Here is a 15,429-nt window from a genome sequence, read left to right as displayed (position 1 = left end):
CGACAATTTCACCGACCCGGCCGGCGCAGCAGCGCGTCGATGATCCGGCCGAGATCCTCCTCGAAGGACTCCTGCGCGCGGTCGACGGCGCGCGGCCGGCGTGCGCGCTGGGTGAGGTCTCCGATGAGGAACCGCCACAGCACACGCAGGCTCTGCGCCGCCTCCCGGTGATCCAGGCCGCTCTCGCGGAAGGCGCGGTCGAAGTTGTACAGCGAGCAGACGCCCACCTGCGGGAAGAGCTCGCCGGTCGCGGCCAGGGGAATCGCCCACGGATGGCGGGCCAGGCTGGCGTGGTGCCAGCGGACCAGCGCCAGCAGCCGGACGCGCGGGTCGACGTGCGGGCCGGGCGGCGGCATGTCGGCATGCGAGCGGTCGAGCAGGGCGCGCAGCAGGTCTTCCTTGTCCGCGATGTGCCGGTACAGCGCCATCGGTGTGATGCGCAGCCACTCCGCGACCCGGCGCATGGTCACCGCGTCGACGCCCTGCTTCTCCGCGATGGCCTGCGCCGTGGCGATGATGAGCCGCCGGGACACCCGCGTCCGGTTGCGGTCGGGCATGGTCGCGAGCGATTCCTACCGGAAGGCACCGTGCAGGCTGCGGTCGCTGGCGAACCCGATCAGGTCCAGCGCCGCGAGGCCGTCACGGACCCGGGTGGTGAGCAGGCCGATCTTGCCCAGCGCGCTGACCACCTTGGTGAAGATGGCCTGCCGGTACGCCACCATGAGCGGGTCGGCCGCCGCATAGGCCATCCCTTCGGCACGGTCGACGTCGAGGCGTTCCCAGATGTCCTCCAGCAGGAACCGCCGCCGGATCAGGGCCGCCGACTCCAGGACGAGCTCCTCGCGGTCCCCCCGCTCCGCGGTGGTCAGCTCGGAGTAGAGGCCCTCCAGCGAGAGCACTCCGAAGGACACGTGCCGCGCCTCGTCCCGCGCCACGAGCCGGGTGATCTCCCGGATCAGGTCGTCGTGGAAGGTCGAGTTGGCCAGCCGGAACGCCGCCATCGCGAGGGCCTCGACCATGATCTGCATCCCGAGCGCCGTCACGTCCCACCGGTTGTCGGACAGCACATCGGACAGCAGCTGGCGCAGGGAGCCGGCGATCGCGTACGGGTGCGGCACCTTCTCCCGCAGATACCGGGAGAACGCCTCGACGTGCCGCGCCTCGTCGACCACCTGGCTGGCCGCGTAGAACTTGCTGTCGAGGTCCGGCAGCACCTGCACCAGCCGGCCGGCCACCACCAGCGCACCCTGTTCGCCGTGCAGGAACTGGCTGACCATCCACGACTGCAGCTCCCAGCGGAACGCGTCCCAGGCACCGGGGCCACGGCGGGCCAGCGGTGAGGAGCGGAACGACTCCATGGCGAAGCCGGAGTCCTCCGGCAGGCGCGCGCCGAACTCGACCGGCGTCGACCAGTCCAGGTCGGTGGTGGCGTTCCACTGGCCGTGCTTGGCCCGTTCGTACAGCGACCGCAGGCGCGGACTCGTCGAGTCGTAGTCCCAGGTGAGGACCGCATCGACCGGTGTGGTGACGGCGAAGTGCGTCATCGGTCAGTCAGCTCCCAACGAGGCGACCAGCGCCCGCTTGTCGATCTTGCCGATCGGTGTCCGCGGCAGCACCGGGCGGAAGACCACCCGGTCGGGCAGCTTGAACTCGGCGAGCCCGCAGCCGCGCAGGTACCCGATCAGCGCCTCCGGGCTGACCGGGCCGCCGGCGACCACGAACGCGCAGGTCTTCTCGCCGAGCACCGGGTCGGGCAGCGCCGCCACCGCGGCCTCCCGCACGTCGGGGTGGCCGAGCAGCTGGTCCTCCAGTTCGCCGGCCGGCACCTTCTCCCCGCCGCGGTTGACCACCTCGGTGCGCCGGCCGGTGACCACCAGCCGGTCCTCCGCGGTGAGCCGGACCAGGTCGCCGGTGCGCAGGAAGCCGTCCGGGGTGAACGAGTCGCCACTGCCGCGGTAGTACCCGCGGATGGTGCACGGCCCCCGCACGAGCAGCTCGCCCTCGTCGCCGCGCGCCACGTCGCGGCCGTCGACGTCGACGACCCGCACCTCGTCGTCGGGGTGCAGCGGCCAGCCCTGCGTGGTGGCGGCGACCTCGTCCGGGTCGTCCAGGCGGGTGTGGAACAGCGGGCCCTCCGCCATGCCGAACCAGTGGGTCAGCGGGCTGCCGAGCTCGCCACGCACCCGGCGGGCCGTGTCCGGGCTGAGCCGGGCGCCACCGACCTGCAAGGTCATCCTGGACAGGTCGGCGCCGAGCGGGCCGGCGAGGTCCAGCCACAACCCGACGATCGGCGGCATGACCGTGGTCAGCGTGGCCCGCTCGCGGGCGATGAGCGCGAACACCTCGTCGGGAGCCGGCGTGCCGGCCATCACCACGGTTCCGCCGGCGCGCAGCGTGCCGAGGACGCCGGGGCAGCCGAGCGCGGCGTTGTGCGCCGCGGGCAGCGCCGCCAGGTAGACGTCGCCGGGCCCGAACCCGACCGCCTCCGCGGTGCGGCGCAGCTGGCACGCATAGTCGTCGTGGGTGCGCGGGATGAGCTTCGGTACCCCGCTCGTGCCGCCGGAGAGCAGGAAGAACGCCACCTCGGAGCTGGCCGGCCGGTCCAGCGGCAGCGGGTCGGCATCGACGCCGGCCAGGGACCGGAACGGCCCGGGATCGCCGGCGACGAGGACGTGCGCGACCTCGTCCGCCACCTGGCGGGCCAGTTCCCGGTGGTCGAAGCCCTGGTAGCGCTCCCGGGTGATGTACAGGGCCGCGCCGGTGTGCCGGCACAGGTACCCGATCTCGCGGCCCCGGTGCGCGGGCAGCGCCAGCACGGGGATCACACCGAGCCGGAACAGCGCCAGGCAGGTGGTCACGAACTCGACCTGGTTGGGCAGCTGTACCACGGCGCGGTCCCCGGGTCGCAGGCCGAGCCCGTGCAGGCCGGCGGCCAGCCGGTCGGCGCGCCGGTCCACGTCCGCGTACGTGTGCCGCCCGGCACCGTCGACCACCGCGATCCGCTCGCCGTCGAGGCGGGCGACGTCGCGGGTCAGGTCGCCGAGCACCTCGCCGCTCCAGTAGCCCAGCCGCCGGTACCGTCCCGCCGTCTCGTCCGGCCAGGGCGTGCAGCCGCTCAGCATGCCAGTGCCTCCTCGTGCGCACGGGTCGGTCCGTCCAGCAGCCCGCGTTCGCGCAGCCGCGGCAGCACGCCCTCGCCGAACCAGTACGCCTCCTCGATGTGCGGCTGGCCGGACAGGATGATGTGATCGACGCCGAGGGCGTGGTACTCGGCGAGCCGGTCGGCTACCTCGTCGTGGCTGCCCACGAGCGCGATGCCGGCGCCCGGCCGCAGCAGCCCGTAGCCGGCCCACAGGTTCGGGTAGACCTCCAGCCCGTCCGACCGCCAGCCGTGCAGCGCCGCCATCCGTCGCTGCCCCTCGGACTCGCTGCGGGAGAAGCGGCGCCGGGCCTGCTCGATACGCTGCGGATCCATCCCGTCCAGGAGCCGCTCGGCCACCTGCCACGCTTCGGCGGCGGTGTCGCGCGTGATGACCTGGAAGCGGGTACCGATGCTGATGTGCCGGCCGTGCGCGGCGGCCAGGGTGCGGGCCTCGGCCGCGTGCTCCGCCATCGCCTTCGGGGGCTCGCCCCAGCACAGGTAGACGTCGGCCTGCCGGGCCGCAACGGACTTCGCCGGCGCCGACGAGCCGCCCAGGAACACCTCGGGCGGCTCGGCGGGCGGGCGGGTGACGGTCGCGCCCGTCACCCGGTAGTACTCGCCGTGGAAGTCGTACGGCTCGCCGCGCAGGGCGCCCCGCACGACCGAGAGGAACTCGTCGGCCCGGGCGTAGCGCTCGTCGTGGCCCAGCCAGTCGCCGTAGCGGTGCTGCTCGTCGGCGTCACCGCCGGTGACGATGTTGAGCTGCAGCCGGTTGCCGGACAGCCGCTGGTAGGTCGCCGCCATCTGGGCCACCAGCGTGGGGGCGACCAGGCCGGGCCGCAGTGCCACCATGAACTTCAGGTGCCGCGTCTGTGCCGCGAGCGCGGCCGACACCAGCCACGGGTCCTCGCAGAACAGGCCGGCCGGGGTGAGCACGCCGGTGAAGCCGAGCCGGTCCGCGGCCATGGCGACCTGGGCCAGGTACCCGATGTCGGGTTCCCGGCGGGGCTGGCGCCGGGCCGCGTCGCGGGCGATCTCACGCCCGTCGCTGTGCGTGGGGAGAAACCAGTGCAGCCGCAGCGGCGTGGCCGGTTGCCGATTCGATGCGTCGCGTTCCACATCGACGATTGTCACCAAGGGTGTCCGGTCCGGCCTAGGGTCACCACCGGCATCGGCATGACCCGGCCGGTTATGCCTCAGCTCGCGACGCCCAGGCGTCCGGACCCACCGTGCCGCAGACGGTGCGCCACCGAGCGGTAGGCGGTCTCCGCCTCGCGGACGCCGTCGAGCAGCCTGTGCGCCTTGGCCGTGAGCGCCGTGCCGCGGTGGGTGCGCTCGAGCAGGTTCATGCCGAGCCGGCACTCGAGGCGGCCGATCCGCCGGGTCAGGGCCGGCTGGGTGATGAGTAACTGCGGCGCGGCCCGGTTGAGGCTGCCGCACTCGCTGACGACGTGCAGCAGGTGGAGATCCTCGGGCTCCAGTGCCCCTTCGGCGTTCGGCGGAGGCAGCGCCGGCCCGGCGACGAGCAGCCGGGCGATGACGTCCTCGGGCGGCGGGAGGGCCGCAGCGGGGTGTGCCGCCTGGGGCGGGAACTGCGCACAGTAGCGGTACTCCGGGTTGCGCTGCTCGGCCCGCTCCTTGTACAGCCGCATCAGGCAGGCACGCAGCGCCTCGACGAGCTGTTCGGCGATGACCGCCCCGTCGATGACCAGCACGTGCCGGCGGCGCGGGGGGTTGCGTAACGGGCGCAGTACGAAGCCGGGGTTGACCGTCGGCAGCACGATGAGCGGTGAGGACAGCGTCACACCGTGGCCGAGCCCGAGCAGGCTGCGGCGCTCGGCGGGCGTGTGCGCGACAAAGGTGATCTTCGGAGCGAACCGGTCCGCGGTCGCTCGGCGCAGCAGCGCCGTCGACTCGTCGGTGTCGCCGACGATCCACTGGTCGCCGGCGAGGTCCGCGATGTCCACAGTGGACTGGTTGGCACACTGGTGCCCGGCGGGCAGCGCGACCCACAGCGGCTCGTCCAGCAAGTCGTGGCGGGCCAGCGGGCGGTCGCAGTTCGGGATGGCGTCGTCGCCGAGCCACAGGTACACGGCGTCGACCTGGCGCCGCTCGAACTGCTCCATCGCCTCGCCGGGCTCCGCCGCCACGGCGTTGAGCAGCATGCCGGGGACCTGTAACGCCAGCCGGTCGGCCAGTTCGCTCAGATCGCTGCCGAATGCGGCCAGCCGCAGCGTCGGCAGCAGCGCCGCCCGGCTGGTGCCGACCTCCTCGGTGACGCGCTGCAACACCGACTCCAGCGAGTGCAGCAGCCGCGCCCCGGCGGCGAGCACCGCCCAGCCCGCGCGAGTGAGCCCGGCCCGCCCGTGCTCGACCTCGGCGAGGTGCACCCCGACGCGTCGTTCCAGCCGTTCCAGCCGCCGCAGCGCGGCCGCCTGCGTCATCCCGACGAGCCGTGCCGCTCCCTGGATACTCCCTGTCTCCACGACGCCCTGCAGCAGGAGGAAATCCTGCCGGCTCGGTAGCTCCTCGACCAAGGTGACCTCCCCGTCGCACGGTTCAGGATGACGAACGTGATGGGTACGAAGCCGTCGGATGTATACACGGCGGCAGACGTAATGTGTAGGAACAGTCGTGCACGAGGGTCCGCGTCCGACGTCACCGAGAGCGACGTTTGCCGAGTTCAGCGCCCGGATTTCCAACCGGTCGAGCCCTGCGCCAGGTCGACGACGAGCCCGGCCTGAACTATACCGATCGATGGACTTTCGGGCATGGCATGAGTCCGCCGTTCCGGTGGCCGCCGGAGATCAAGGATGCATAGCTCAAGGCCGGGTGAACGGTGCAGAGCCGGTGGAATGCATAACCAGCGCGGGCGCGGGTATTCCGGGAAACGCTCCGCTATGCCGATCTCCGCGCGCGGTCTGGCCCCGATGGCACGCGCTGGTTTGTATGGCACCGTGACGGTGTTCGTGTTGGTCCATGGTCTCGACGACACCCCGGACAGCTGGGCGCCGTTGACGGCCGCCCTCGAGGGCGAAGCGATCACGCTCGAGCTGCCGTGGCGAGCGGGCGCCGACGTCCGCTGGCGGCGCGACGGGACGGCCGGGGCGTGGCTGCGCCGGCGGCTGCGCGCGCTCGGCACCCCCTACGACGTGCTGATCGGGCATTCGCTGGGCGCCAATGCCGTGCTGGACGTGCTGGCCGGCGGTACCGACGCCGCCGCGGCGGTGCTCATCGCTCCGCTGTACCGGCCGCCGGACTGGGGCGTCACCTGGGACCTGTTCACGCTGTGCCGCCAGCACTTCGAGGCGGTGATCCGCGAACGCGGGCGCGCGCTCGACCGGCGCCGGGAGACCGACCCCGCCGCCGTCGACGAGTTGCTGGACCGCATCATCGACCGGCTCGGCCCGGCCCGCTTCATCACCCTGTTCGAGGAGTTCGTCGCGACCGGTGACCTGCCGCTCGGCGCGGTCACCGTGCCGACGCTCGTCCTGTCCGGCGCGGACGACCCGGGCCTGTCGTTCGGCCGGGCCGAGGGTCTGGCCTCCGCGTTGCCGCACGCGACGCTCGTGCTCGACACGTCGCTGCGGCACGACGCACACGCCACGCAGGCCGAGACCGTGGCCCGGCACATCCGAGGCTACCTGTCGGCGCGGTGCCTCACAGGCTCACCCAGACATTCTTCGGCCGGCTGAACTCGCGCATCCCCGCACGCCCGCCGACCCGCCCGAAGCCGCTGTGCCGCGTTCCGCCGAACGGCACCGCGGGGCCGACCCCCGGGAAGCCGTTGACCCACACCGTCCCGGCCACCAGCCCGGCCGCGACGCGGTGCGCGCGGCGCAGGTCGGTGGTGTGCACGTAGGCCGCCAGCCCGTAGCGGGTCGCGTTGGCCAGCCGCAACCCGTCCTGCTCCGTGTCGAAGCGGTGCAGCGACAGCACCGGCCCGAACACCTCCTGCTGCACCAGGTCGCTGCCGTGGTCGATGTCCGCGAGCACCGTCGGCGGCAGGAAGTACCCCTCCCCCAGCTCACCGCCGAGCCGCTCGCCCCCGGTGACCAGCCGGGCCTCGCCGGCGGTGACGGTCCGCTCGACCACGCCGAGGATCCGCCGGCACGCCTCCTCGCTGATGACCGGACCCATCAGCGTCGCGTCCAGCAACGGATCGCCGACGGACACGTGGCGCAGCCGCTTCGTGAGCGTCGCCAGCACCTCGTCGTACGCCGCGGCCTGGACCAGCACCCGGGTGCCGCTCACGCACATCTGCCCGCTGTTGACGACCAGTCCCGCGAGCACCTGGCGCGCGGCCATCCGCAGGTCCGCGTCGGCGAAGATCACATGGGCCGACTTGCCGCCCAGCTCGAGACAGACCGGCGTCAAGTTGGCCGCCGCGGCGCCGAGCACCCGCTGCCCGGTCGCGGCGCTCCCGGTGAAGTGGATCTTGTCGACGCCGGCGTGCCCGACCAGCGCGGCGCCGCCCTCCGGCCCAGTGGCGACCGCGTTGACGACGCCGGGCGGGATCCCCGCGTCGAGGGCCAGCTCGGCGACGGCGAGCGCGGTGAACGGAGCCAGTGGCGGCGGTTTGAGCACGACGGTGTTGCCGGCGGCCAGCGCCGGTGCGAGCACCTGAGCGATCGAGGGCAGCGGGGCGTTCCACGGCACGATGACGGCCACGACGCCGTACGGCTCGTCGAGCGTGTAGTCCAGCGCCGGCGCCGGCCACGTACGCACGACCTCGCCGGCGTCCTTGTCCGCCCAGCCCGCGCAGTACGTGAGGAAGTCCGCGGCGACCTGCGGCAGCCGCGTGGCGAACCGCCGGGGCACGGCGGTCTCCACAGTCTGCAGCATGCCGAGCCGTTCCGCATGATCGACGATGCGGCGGGCGAGCTCGAGCAACAGGTCGCGGCGGCGATCCGGCGCGGTGGCACGCCAGCCGGGGGCCGCGGCGGCCGCCGCGCGGACGGCCTCGTCGATCTCGCTCGGGCCGCCGACGGGTACGGTCACCGTCCGGCGCCCGGTAGCCGCGTAGACGTGATCGTATTCGCCGCCGCTGGAGTCGGTGCGCCGCTGCGCGCCGATGAGCAACGCCGGTTCCGGCAGCACCTGCAACGGTACCGAAGTCATGGTCATGTCGTTGCTCCTGACATCGGCGCGAGCGAACCGTCCGCGAACGCCGACCAGAGCCGGCGCCGCCGCGGCTTGCCGCTCGACGTGCGCGGAATGGTGCCCCGAGGCACCCGGATGACGACCAGCCGGGCGTCTCCCAGCCGGCCGCGCACCGCGCCGACGGCGGCGGTGAGCGGGCCGCCCGGCGCCTCCTCCGCGACCACCACCGCGGTCGGTGCGCCGTCGTGGAACCCCAGCGCCACCGCGAACCGGTGGGTGGGCACCCCGTGGCCGGCGAGCACCGCCTCCACGTCCTCGGCGAACAACGCCTTTCCGCGGATCTTGATGGCGTCACCGAGCCGGCCGAGGACGAACAGCTGGCCGCGGTCCAGGAACCCGGCGTCGCCGGAGTACAGCACCCCGCCGGTCAGCTCGGTGAGCGCCGCGGCACCGGTGTCCGCGGCGCCGCCGAGGTAGCCCGGCGAGACGGACGCCCCGCGCACGACCACCTCCCCGACGTGCCCGTCGGGCAGGGCGGTGCCCTCGTCGTCGACCACGGACACCTCGACGCCGCCGATCGCCGGACCGCAGCCGACCACGCGCGTGTCGCCGGGCTCGACACGCGCGCCGACGGACAGCCCGGTGGGGTCGACCTCGGCGGCACGCCACGGCTCGTCCAGCCCGACGCCGGTGACGAGCAGCGTGGCCTCGGCGAGACCATACGCCGGGCACAGCGCCCGCCGCGGGAGGCCGTGCGGGCCGAGCAGCGCGGCGAACCGGTCGAGCGCGTCGGCGTCGATACGCTCGGCGCCGACGATCACCGCACGCCACCGGCCGAAGTCGAGGCCGGCCAGGTCATCGGGGCGCACCCGGCGCAGGATGTGGTGCAGCCCGAACGCCGGCATCGCGGAGAGCCGGGCGCCGCCCTCGCCGAAGCACCGCAGGTACCGCAGCGGCCGGTGCACGAACTCCTCCGCCGTCAGCTGCCACACGTCGGCGGTGTTCACCACCGGCGTCAGGAACGTCCCGATGAGGCCCATGTCGTGATGGATCGGCAGCCAGGTCGCGGTCGGATCGTCCGGGGTGTGCCGCAGCCACGTGCTGATCGCCGTCAGGTTGGCCTCCAGCGCGGCGCGGGGCACGCGCACGCCGCGCGCCCGGCCGCTGGAGCCCGAGGTGAACTGGATGAGCGCCAGCTCGGCCGGTCGCCGGCCCGGGGGGCGGCTGTCTTCCGCCACCCCGGACAGCAGGTCGTCGGCCGAGCGCACCGGGCACCCGCCGGCGGCCGCGGCGATCGCGCCGATCTCCGCCACGAGGTCGGGCTCGGTGAGCACGAGCGCCGGGCGTACGGCGCCGAGCAGGCCGGACAGGTGCGCGTGGTAGCCGGCCGGATCGCCGAACGCGACCGGCGGCGCGGCCGGGCACGGGGTCGCGCCGGCCAGCAGCGTCCCGAAGAACGTGCCGACGAACCCCGGCCCCGAGCGCCGCACCACCACGATCACGTCGCCGCCGCGGACGCCGCCCTCGACGAGGGCCGCCGCGGTGCGGTACGCCAGCCGCGCGAGCCGGTCGTACCCCCAGAACTCCCACTCCTCGCCGCGCCGGGCGAACCGGATGCCACGCCGCGGCTCCGGGTCGTCCAGCCACGCCAGCAATGTGCGATCCATCGCCCGCCTCTTCCCCCGCTCAGCCGGCCGCGACCGGCTCGGGCGCCGGGCGCCAGCCGGCCCAGGCCGTGCGGTCCAGGTAGGTGAAGAACTCCTCGGCGCCGGGCACCTGCGGCACCGGCAGCCACGGCTTGAACTGGGTGGTGAAGTGCCGCAGCTTCACGTTGCGCAGCGTCTCGGCGAATCGCCGCCGGCTGCGCGGCCGCAGATAGTAGTGGGTCGACACGTTCCAGGCCGGATCGAGCTCCTGCCAGCGCCCGGCCATCGTCACGTTGAGCGCCTCCTGGTCGGAGCTCGTCACCGAGGCCGGGTCGTGACGGGCGAAGTCCAGCGCCCGCTCCCCGATCCGCTCCCGTCGCCACCCGGCCAGGTCGATGAGCATCACCCCGGAGTTGAAGAACGCCTTGTCCAGCCCGGGCTTGCCGGCGGCCGCGTACTGCGCGGCCCACCGGGTGTGCACGGCGACGGTCACCAGGTCGTCCTCGACCGCGCCGACCAGGTTGCCGGCGAGGTCCTGCTCCCACAGCTCCGCGATGTCGGTGAAGGCCAGCACGTCGGCGTCGAGGTAGATCGCCCGCTGCCACTGCGGCGGCGTGAACTGCGGGATCAGCAGCCGGGCGAACATGGTCGTCGTGATGTAGCCGATCTGTGGCAGGCCGCTGTAGTCCACGTCGCTGACGTCCACGAAGTCGATCGTCGCGCCGGTGCCGGCGATCGACGCCACGACCAGGTCACGGTCGCGCTGCGCGACGTCGCGGGCCAGCACCACCACCTCGATCCGCTCCGGTGTCGAGCAGTTGTCCACGATGGAGCGGACCGCCGCGGCGAGCGGGATGACGTAGTTGCCGTCGATGGCGAAGGCGATGCCGATCGCCTCCGGGCTGCTTCCTGACATGGTGATCTCTCCTACCCCGCCTGCAGTCCGGACCAGAACCCGCACCGGTGGTCGGTGCCGAAGTCGTCGGCGCGGGCCGGGCCGGCCGGCGCGAGCGACTGGATCTGGGCGTCCGCGCCCCGGAACCGCGACCACGACGGGGCACCGGCGGTGTTCGGGTCGCCGGTGGCCGCGAACGCGAGCCAGTAGCGGCCCATCCGTTCGGCCAGCGCGCGCTGCGCGTCCGACAGCGGCGGCATCGGAATCGGGAAGGCGAACTGGTACTGCACCTCGACCGCGTGGTAGGCGCCGAGCGGGAAGGTGTGCGGCACCGGCAGGAACAGCGGCGCGTCCGGATCGTCGAACTCGTACTCGTACACCGGCACATGGCGGTTCAGTGCCGTGTTGAGCGCCCGCGTCGGGCAGGCGAACGTGGAGTCGGTGACCACCGCCGACAGCGCCAGCTCCGGCACGTCGTAGGCCTGGGCCGGGTATTCGGCGAGGACCTGCGCCGAGCGGTCGCCGAAGCGCGCGGTGATCTCGTGCTGGTAGTCCTCGGCCGTCAGCGGGGGCCGGCCGGCGAGCTCGGTGGCGATGAGGAACCGTCCCTCGTCGTGCGTGGTGCCCTGGATCACCGGGACCCGGTGTACCGCACCCGTGGCGAACGCCTGCGGGATCTGCCGCGGTAGCACGCTGCCGCCGACCGACGGGCCCCAGGCCCCGGTCGTGCCGAGCCGCAGCACGTCGGCGACGGGCAGGCCGCGCAGGCACGCGACCGTGGTGCAGCCGGCCGACTGGGCGAGGGCGACACCGCGCTGCTCGCTCTGCGCCAGCGTCGGCAGCGGCAGGCCGCACAGCCCGCTCTGCACGACCGCACGCTGGAAGAGCCCCGCCGCGGCCGGCGACGCGACGTGCGCGCACACGTCGGTACCGCCGTCGGACTGCCCGGCGACCGCCACCCGGCGCGGGTCACCGCCGAAGGCCGCGATGTTGCGCTGGGTCCAGCGCAGCGCAGCCTGCTGGTCCAGCAGCCCGTAGTTGCCCGAGCCGGCCGCGCCGGCCTCGGCGGAGAGGCCGGGATGGGCCAGGAAGCCGAAGATCCCGAGCCGGTAGTTGACGGTCACGACGACCGCGTCGCCGGCGGCGGCCAGCGGGCCGGGCCGGTAGCTGTTGCCGCTGCCGGAGTCCGAGGGCCCGTGCAGCCAGACGATGACGGGCAGTGGGCGGCGCTGAGGCTTCGCGGGCCGGTACACGTTGACCCGCAGGCAGTCCTCGGTGGTGCTGCCGAGCCCGCTGTTGAGCACGGCCGGCGTCTGCGGGCAGATCGGCCCGAGCGCGGTGGCGTCGCGGACACCGGTCCATGGCGTGGCCGGGCGGGGCGCCTGCCAGCGCAGCGCTCCGGTCGGCGGCGCCGCGAAGGGGATGCCGAGGTACTGCTCCGTGCCGTCGACCACCGCGCCGCGCACCCAGCCGCCCCAGGTGCGCGCTATCGGGTCGTGGCCGGGGCTGGCCGAGGCCTGGGCCGCGCCGAGCGTGCCGACGAGCCCGGCGGCCAGCACCGCGGCGGCGCTCCGCTTCCATGACCATCGCATCAGGCTTCTCCTTCGCAGGTGGGGAACCGGCCGTCCATTGTGGTCAATCCGCCAGGTCGCCGCGCTCGCGCAGCACGCGGATGACGTGCTCGGCGACCTCGTCGATCGTGGTGATGCTGCGCGCGGCCGGCTCGTCGATCAGCGGCAGGTCGAAGTCGTCCTCCAGTGCGAAGGCGAGCTCCACCAGGGCCAGCGAGTGAAATCCGAGGTCGTCGGCGAGCCGGGCTCGGCCATCGGCCGCCGGATCGGGCTCGGGCGCCAGTTGCAGGACCATGTCCCGCACGGTCCGGCGGATCCCGTCTTCGGTGTGTGCCGCCGTGTCCGGCGTGGCCGGCGCGTCAGCCATGGTGACCTCCATTGTCCACTGTGGATCGTCGATGTCGTCCCACTCGGTCAGGCTAGCGAGCGCCGGCGGTGGGCGGATATGACAGCAGGGCGCCCGGTGATGCAACCCTGCGTGGCTCAGTACGCCAGTGACCGGTTGGGCCGATCGACCAGCGCGCTGCCCAGCACCTGGTACGGCTGGCGGGACGCGACCGCGTGCTGGGTGGCGGTGTGCAGGTCGCGCATCCGCTGCTGCAACCCGCACGAGTCGTAGATCGACGAGCCGCCGCCGAGCTGGTAGGCCGTGTCCACCGCCCGGCGCGCCAGCGTGGCCACCTCCGCGGCGGTCCCCCGCAGCGCGGCCCGCTCGACGAGCGACGCCGGCGAGCCGGGTCGCGCGGCCCGGGCCCAGGCGGCCTCGGTCTGGGCCGTCAGGAGCGCCTCGGCCGATGTCGCGGCCAGGTACGCCTCCCCGGCCCGGTCCTGGAACAGTGGCTGGTCGGCCAGCGCGGCCGGGCTGAAGGCCGGTCGCTTGCCCGCGCCGGCGAGCGCGACGACGTCGTCGACCGCCCCCCACGCGATGCCGACCATGGCCGCGGCCACCAGGAAGGCGCCGTACTCCAGCAGCGGTGTCCGGAACCCCGGCCGGTCCAGCGCCGGGCGGGAGCCGACGACCGAGCACGTCCACTCGTCCGGGCACGACCGCCGGCGCACCTTGACGTCGTTGCTGCCGGTGCCGCGAAGCCCCAGCACGTGCCAGCTGTCGACCACCGTGACCGAGTCCATCGGCAGCACCGCCAGCCGCATCGGCGGCGGCCCGGCCCCGTCCGCCCCGCCGGTCGCCGCCGGATCGTCGCCCACCACGGCGCACTGACCGAAGAACCAGCGGGCGTGGCCGCAGCCGGTCACGAACGGCCACTGCCCCGAGATCCGCCAGCCGCCCTCCGGATCGCGCATCGCGCGGCCCTTCGGCGCCGTCGCGCCCGCGCCGACGACGTCGGGCCCGTCGGCGTAGAGCGTGTCGAACGTCGGCGGCGGCAGGTAGGCGAACACGACCTGGGCCAGCGCCGCCTGCCCGACCGTCCAGCCCACCGCCGCGTCGGCCCGCGACAGCGCCGCCACCACGCGGATCACGTCCGGCAGTGGCAGTTCGTCGCCGCCGTGACTGACCGGCGTGACCATCCGGAAGCAGCCGGCCGCGGTCAGCTCCGCGACCAGCTCCGCCGGCAGCGCCTGGGCACGGTCGGCGTCGCCGCGCAGCTTGGTCGCCAGGGCGGCCAGGCCGGGCAGGTGGGTGAGCGCGTTCTCCGTCACGGCCGGCCCCCGTGGTCGCGATGGCCGGCGCCGAAGTACCGCTCGCGCAGCGTCGGCTCGCCGGGGTCGTACCGGCGGCGGAAGAGGCCCTGCCGCTGCAGCTGCGGCACCAGCAGGTCACAGATGTCCACCGCACCGGCGGACGCCGGGCAGGGGATGAGGTTGAAGCCGTCGATGCCGGTCTGCTCGATCCACGCCGTCATGTGCGCGGCCACCTCCTCGGGGGTTCCGGCGAGCATGAAGCGGCCGCCGCGCATCGGGCGGTGCGGCAGGGTCAGCGTCCGGCGCACGTCGCCGACGGTCCAGTCGCGGTCCGGGCTCGTGCGCCGGATCAGGTCCAGCGGCGTGCGGGTGCCCTCGACCCGGATGCTCTCGATCGGGGTGTCGTCCGCATACCCGCCGAGGTCGACGCCGGTCCAGCCGCACCACTTCGCGAGCCGCCCCTCCGCGCTGTGCAGCGATGTGAACAGCTCCACCTTGGCGGCCGCCTCCTCGGCGGTGGGCGCCACGATGACCGGGATGCCGAGCAGCACCTTGAGCGACGCCGGGTCGCGGCCCGCCTCCCGCACCAGCCGGCGCAGCTCGGCGACCTGCTCCGCGCACCGCTTGCGGTCCGCGGCGGTCAGGAAGACCACCTCGGCGTGACGGGCGGCGAACGCCATCCCGCGCCCCGAGGCACCGGCCTGGTAGAGCACCGGTGTCCGCTGCGGCGACGGCTCACACTGGTGCGGGCCGCGCACCCGGAACCACTTGCCTTCGTGGCCGGCCTCGCGGACCAGTGCCGGATCGGCGTACCGGCCGCCGGCGACGTCGGCCACGACCGCGCGGTCGGACCAGCTGTCCTCCCACAGCGCCCGGACCGCCGCCAGGTACTCGTCGGCGCGGTCGTACCGCACGTCGTGGGCCAGGAACTCGCCGATGCCGTTCGCCTCGGCCGAGCGCAGGTACGAGGTGACGACGTTCCACCCGATCCGGCCGCCGGTGAGGTGATCCAGCGTCGAGAACGTGCGGGCGCAGAGGTACGGCGGGTGGTACGTGGTCGAGTATGTGACCGCGAACCCGAGGTGCCGTGTCGCCGCGGCGAGCGCGGGGATGACCAGGACCGGGTCGATGGACGGGATCTGCACCGCCTCGCGCACCGCGGGTTGCCACGAGCCCTCGTACACGTCGTAGACGCCGTGCACGTCGGCGAAGAACAGCGCGTCGAAGCACGCCTCCTCGAGCCGGGCGGCCAGCGCGATCCAGTGCCCGAGGCTGCGGTACACCGCCGGGTCCGGTTCCTGCGGATGCCGCCAGAGCCCCTCGAACGAGGGCGACGGCGTGCACTCCGTGAACAGGTTGAGGTGCATGTCCCCGACGCTATCGGCACGTCCGCCGGCGGTACCGACTCTCGTCTATGCATTTGCGCGGCCG

Annotated in this window: 13 protein-coding genes; 1 reads left to right on the top strand and 12 read right to left on the bottom strand. The window is 73.8% G+C overall.

Annotated features, from left to right (window positions below; all coding sequences use genetic code 11):
* Nucleotides 1-8: 8 nt before the first annotated feature.
* From ABT369_RS10970 to ABT369_RS10950, 5 genes are all read right to left on the bottom strand, one after another.
* Nucleotides 9-557, bottom strand: coding sequence for a TetR/AcrR family transcriptional regulator (locus ABT369_RS10970; RefSeq protein ID WP_350611556.1), 549 nt, complete (start codon nucleotides 555-557; stop codon nucleotides 9-11).
* Nucleotides 558-572: 15 nt separating this feature from the next.
* Nucleotides 573-1,544 (bottom strand): ferritin-like domain-containing protein, encoded by a 972-nt coding sequence (locus tag ABT369_RS10965; RefSeq protein ID WP_350611555.1) that lies wholly within the window; start codon nucleotides 1,542-1,544, stop codon nucleotides 573-575.
* 3 nt (nucleotides 1,545-1,547) lie between these two features.
* Nucleotides 1,548-3,122: a (2,3-dihydroxybenzoyl)adenylate synthase gene (locus tag ABT369_RS10960; RefSeq protein WP_350611554.1), complete on the bottom strand. Its 1,575-nt coding sequence runs from the start codon at nucleotides 3,120-3,122 to the stop codon at nucleotides 1,548-1,550.
* The gene (locus ABT369_RS10955; RefSeq protein WP_350611553.1) at nucleotides 3,116-4,261 is read right to left on the bottom strand and encodes an LLM class flavin-dependent oxidoreductase; all 1,146 of its coding nucleotides are present in this window, start codon (nucleotides 4,259-4,261) and stop codon (nucleotides 3,116-3,118) included. Before ABT369_RS10955 ends, ABT369_RS10960 begins: the two co-directional genes overlap by 7 nt.
* Before the next feature lie 77 nt (nucleotides 4,262-4,338).
* Nucleotides 4,339-5,679 carry a LysR family transcriptional regulator gene (locus tag ABT369_RS10950; RefSeq protein WP_350611552.1) on the bottom strand — a complete coding sequence of 447 codons (1,341 nt, stop codon included), beginning with the start codon at nucleotides 5,677-5,679 and terminating at the stop codon, nucleotides 4,339-4,341.
* A gap of 420 nt (nucleotides 5,680-6,099) precedes the next feature.
* On the opposite strand from ABT369_RS10950, the gene ABT369_RS10945 reads away from it, so the two are divergent.
* Nucleotides 6,100-6,837 carry an alpha/beta fold hydrolase gene (locus ABT369_RS10945; RefSeq protein WP_350611551.1) on the top strand — a complete coding sequence of 246 codons (738 nt, stop codon included), beginning with the start codon at nucleotides 6,100-6,102 and terminating at the stop codon, nucleotides 6,835-6,837.
* Here ABT369_RS10945 and ABT369_RS10940 read toward each other — a convergent pair.
* From ABT369_RS10940 to ABT369_RS10910, 7 genes are all read right to left on the bottom strand, one after another.
* The gene (locus ABT369_RS10940; protein WP_350611550.1) at nucleotides 6,803-8,269 is read right to left on the bottom strand and encodes an aldehyde dehydrogenase family protein; all 1,467 of its coding nucleotides are present in this window, start codon (nucleotides 8,267-8,269) and stop codon (nucleotides 6,803-6,805) included. The genes ABT369_RS10945 and ABT369_RS10940 overlap by 35 nt on opposite strands.
* The gene (locus ABT369_RS10935; protein ID WP_350611549.1) at nucleotides 8,266-9,912 is read right to left on the bottom strand and encodes an AMP-binding protein; all 1,647 of its coding nucleotides are present in this window, start codon (nucleotides 9,910-9,912) and stop codon (nucleotides 8,266-8,268) included. Before ABT369_RS10935 ends, ABT369_RS10940 begins: the two co-directional genes overlap by 4 nt.
* Before the next feature lie 19 nt (nucleotides 9,913-9,931).
* Entirely contained in the window at nucleotides 9,932-10,807 is an 876-nt protein-coding gene (locus ABT369_RS10930) for a glycosyltransferase family 8 protein (protein WP_350611548.1), read from the bottom strand.
* 11 nt (nucleotides 10,808-10,818) lie between these two features.
* Nucleotides 10,819-12,378, bottom strand: a complete 1,560-nt coding sequence (locus tag ABT369_RS10925) for a carboxylesterase/lipase family protein (RefSeq protein WP_350611547.1) — start codon at nucleotides 12,376-12,378, stop codon at nucleotides 10,819-10,821.
* Nucleotides 12,379-12,421: 43 nt separating this feature from the next.
* A complete protein-coding gene (locus ABT369_RS10920; RefSeq protein WP_350611546.1) occupies nucleotides 12,422-12,724 on the bottom strand; it encodes an acyl carrier protein in 303 nt (100 codons plus the stop codon).
* 116 nt (nucleotides 12,725-12,840) lie between these two features.
* Nucleotides 12,841-14,016 (bottom strand): acyl-CoA dehydrogenase family protein, encoded by a 1,176-nt coding sequence (locus ABT369_RS10915; RefSeq protein ID WP_350611545.1) that lies wholly within the window; start codon nucleotides 14,014-14,016, stop codon nucleotides 12,841-12,843.
* On the bottom strand, nucleotides 14,013-15,365 hold the full coding sequence (locus ABT369_RS10910) for an LLM class flavin-dependent oxidoreductase (RefSeq protein ID WP_350611544.1): 1,353 nt from the start codon (nucleotides 15,363-15,365) through the stop codon (nucleotides 14,013-14,015). The genes ABT369_RS10915 and ABT369_RS10910 overlap by 4 nt, the downstream gene beginning before the upstream one ends.
* Between the last annotated feature and the right edge of the window lie 64 nt (nucleotides 15,366-15,429).

Source organism: Dactylosporangium sp. NPDC000244 (assembly GCF_040300725.1).
Taxonomy (GTDB): Bacteria; Actinomycetota; Actinomycetes; order Mycobacteriales; family Micromonosporaceae; genus Dactylosporangium.
The sequence above is the reverse complement of the archived record's forward strand: the minus strand, read 5'-3'. Positions and strand labels throughout refer to the sequence as shown.